The organism is Actinophytocola sp. (assembly GCF_045807065.1).
Lineage (GTDB): Bacteria > Actinomycetota > Actinomycetes > Mycobacteriales > Pseudonocardiaceae > Actinophytocola.
In genome coordinates, this window is sequence record NZ_JBJMIE010000602.1 from 1 (window position 1) to 3,667 (window position 3,667).

At 68.4% G+C, this 3,667-nt stretch carries 3 protein-coding genes; 2 read left to right on the plus strand and 1 reads right to left on the minus strand.

What is annotated here, in order from left to right:
* A partial coding sequence (locus ACJ73U_RS35230; protein WP_407782087.1) for a mycothiol transferase occupies window positions 1-459 on the plus strand: 459 nt, incomplete at its 5' end.
* A gap of 11 nt (window positions 460-470) precedes the next feature.
* Window positions 471-1,277 carry a tetratricopeptide repeat protein gene (locus ACJ73U_RS35235; RefSeq protein WP_407782088.1) on the plus strand — a complete coding sequence of 269 codons (807 nt, stop codon included), beginning with the start codon at window positions 471-473 and terminating at the stop codon, window positions 1,275-1,277.
* A gap of 236 nt (window positions 1,278-1,513) precedes the next feature.
* Here the strand turns inward: ACJ73U_RS35235 and ACJ73U_RS35240 are convergent, their stop codons facing one another.
* Window positions 1,514-3,004 (minus strand): M1 family metallopeptidase, encoded by a 1,491-nt coding sequence (locus tag ACJ73U_RS35240; protein ID WP_407782089.1) that lies wholly within the window; start codon window positions 3,002-3,004, stop codon window positions 1,514-1,516.
* Between the last annotated feature and the right edge of the window lie 663 nt (window positions 3,005-3,667).

Sequence of the window (3,667 nt, forward strand, 5' to 3'; positions counted from 1 at the left end):
ATCCGGAACATCGTCCACCACACCGTCGACGGGCTGAGCGAGGACCAACTGGCGTACCGGGTTGGGGGCGAGGCGAACTCCATCGCCTGGCTGGTCTGGCACCTGACGCGGATCCAGGACGACCACGTGGCCGACGCGGCCGGCACGGACCAGGTGTGGCCGAAGTGGGCCGACCGGTTCGGCCTGCCGTTCGACCCGCGGGACACCGGCTACGGCCACGACCCGGCCGCGGTCGCCGCGGTGCGGGTGCCCGCGGAGCTGCTCACCGGCTACCACGACGAGACCTACGAACGGACGCTGGAGTATGTTCGCGGCGTCACCGACGCCGACCTCGACCGGGTCGTCGACCGGCGCTGGGACCCGCCGGTGACGCTCGGGGTTCGGCTGGTCAGCGTCGTGTCCGACGACCTGCAGCACGCCGGGCAGGCCGCGTTCACGCGGGGGTTGCTACCCGGTTAGGGGGAACGCGCATGGGACGCGGCTGGCGGTGGCGGCGAAGACGGCAGGACTGGCTCACCCGCGACCTCGACAACGCCGAGTTCATGCTGCGCGTCAGCCGCTGGCTGGCGTCACGCTGGTCGCGCCACGACTTCGACGTCGGCTCGATCCTGCTCGACTACACCCGCCGCCTGAGCGAGGCCGGCCGCCACGACGAGGCGCTGTCCGCGCTGGACGAGGCCATCGCCATCGGGCGCAGGCACGTGCACGCGAAGCCGCTGCGGTACGCGCCGAACCTGGCGGCCGCGCTGCTGATGAAGGCACACCTGCTGGCGGAGCTGAAGCATCTCGACGAGGCCGTCTCCTCGGCCGAGGGTGCCATCGACATCTACCGCACGCTGGTGCCGGGCGACCAGGTGCGCTTCGAGCCGATCCTGTTCGCGGCGCTGACCTCGCTCGGCTTCTGGCGGCACCGACGCGGCCAGTTCAACGCGGCGCTCGCCCCGTTCGAGGAGGCGTCGGTGCTCGCCCGGCGCCTGCCGCCGGAGCGGATCGCCGACCGCGCGATGGCCTTGAACAACCTGGGCGCGGTCCTGCAGGAACTCGGCCGGGCGTCGGACGCCCTGCCACCGCTGGAGGAGGCCGTCGCGATCCGCCGGCGCCTCCTCGCCGAGGACCGCGGGCGGTACGAGGCGGATCTCGTGGCCTCCCTGCGGAACCTGGAGCAGGCGCTGTCCGGGGTCGGCCGCTACGTGGAGGCGGTGGAGGTCATCGACGAACTGGCGGCGCTGTCGAGGAGTTCGAACGCGACCGCCGACGGGGAGTCGGGTCCCGCCTAGCCGAACCGGCCAGCTGATCCGATGTGGGGTGCAGCGGGTACACGCCGGGTGTTGGGTCCGCGGACGGTGTAAGTCCGCACGACGCCGGAAACGACCACTCGTCGCACGCCATCGTGCCTGCAGATCGTCAAGATGTTTCTCGAATTCGTTGACCTATTGCATCGACTATGACGCCGGGGTTCGTCATCACCCGGGAGGCCGGCCGACCTCTCGCGGTCGGCCGGCCCGGTCGCCTCCTATTTGGCCTCAGCCGCCAGCAGGCGGTGGGTTTCCTGGATCTGGTCGTACGACCTGGGTTTCGCCGGCACCGCACGCGCGACGGCCGCGGCCGTGCCGTTCGGACCCACCGCGGGCTTTCCCTTGGTGTAGAGCCAGGTCGTGAACAGGCCGTCGAGCTGCTGACCCGAGATCCTCTCCGCCAGCGCGATGAACTCCTCGGTCGTGCCCGTGCTGTATCGGTGCTCGCTGGCCCAGGTACGCAGGATCTCGAAGAACGCGTCGTCGCCGACCGTGGTCCGCAGTGCCTGCAACGTCATGCCGCCGCGGTCGTACACCGCGTTGTCGAACTGGTTCTCCGGGCGGGGATCACCCGGCAGCACCTGCCAGAAATCGTTGTCGGCCGGAATGCTGTCGTAGGTGAACTGCGCGATCTCGGCCGGCGTGCCCTCACCCTGGTAGTCCGACCACAGGTACTCCGCGTAGGTCGCGAAGCCCTCGTTGAGCCAGATCTCCTTCCAGTCGTTCACCGAAACCGAGTCGCCGAACCACTGGTGAGCGTTCTCATGCGCGATCACGGAGGTGTTCGCGCCGCCGCGGAAGAAGCCGGCGTCATACACCGGACGAGTCTGGTTCTCCAGCGCGAAGCCCAACCCGCTGTCGACGACACCGCCCTGCGCCTCGAACGGGTAGGGCCCGAACCACTGCGACTCGGCCTCCAGGATCTCCGGTGTCCGCTCCACCGACGCCCGGGCGGCCGGACCACTGGCGCCGAGATCGTCGCCGTAGGCGGTGATGAACGGCTCCCCGTTGGGCGCGGTCGCCTGCCGCACCTCGTACTGACCGACGGCGATGTAGGTCAGGTACGGCGCCTGCGGGTGCAGGCTGCGCCAGTTCCACCGCACCCACTGCGGGGCGGTCTGCGAACGGCTGACGAGCACACCGTTCGAAATCGCCTCGACACCGGGCGGCACCGCGATCGACACGTCGAACGTCGCCTTGTCACGCGGGTGGTCGTTGCTGGGATACCACCAGGGCGCGATCTGCGGCTCGTCGTTGGCGAGCACACCCGTGGAGGTGGGCTTCCACGCGTTGTAGTCGTACAACTCGTACTGCCCAGGCGTATCGGTGTACCGCACGACGATCGTCACGTCGCGACCCTTCGGCAGCGCCGCCTTCGGCGTCACGGTCAGCTCGCCGCCGTCCGTGCGGAAGTCGGCGGGCACGTTGTTGATACGCACGGACGAGACCTTCAACAGGAAGTCGAGGTCGAAGCTCGCCAGATCCTCGGTCGGCCGCGCGAGAATGGTGGTCGTACCGGACAGCACGTCGGTCGACGGCTGGTAACTCACCCGGATGTCGTAGTGCGACACGTCATAGCCACCGTTGCCGTCCAACGGGTAGTACGAGTCGCCGATGCCTGGCGCGCCGACCGACCCGGCAGCCGCAGCAGCGGGCGAGGCGAAAAGCATGACGGCCAGCCCGGCCGCCACCAATGCAGGGGTTCTCATGAGCGGCACACTAAGTCGCGAAGCGTGCGCGCAACAGGCACAAAAGTGTTGTTCCGCAAGGTAAAACAACACAAACCGGACCTACCAGCAGGATCCGCGCGCGGGTATTGACACCTGGTGGCCGAATGGCTCAACAGCCGGCCTTCCCTGAAAGCCTGACGGAACCCGAAGCCGGGTTCGCCAAACCAACGCTGCGCCAACCAGACCTGGCCAACCCAGCCTGTTACCTGCCACACACCCTGACCGCCCCCAGATAAGCAAGGCCCGCCAGAACCGGCCATGCCAACCCAACCCAGGTACCAACCCCTCCCACCCACGCTGGCCGCCCACCGAACCAAACCACCGCCCAGCCGAACCAAACCTCACCAACCCAACCCCGCTACCAACCCCCTCCCACACACCCCTGACCGCCCACCAACCCAACCACGGCCCCGCCAAACCAGACCAACCCAACCACCTCCCCGCCGAACGCGACCTCACCAACCCAACCCCGTAACCAACTCCGACCACCGACGCTGATCGCCCAAACCAAACCACTGCCCAGCCAAACCGGGCCTCACCAACCCAACCCCGTCGCCAACCCCAACCACCCACGCTAACCGCCCAAACCAAACCACTCCCCAACCAAACCGGGCCTCACCAACCAACCCCCTTCCCCAGCCC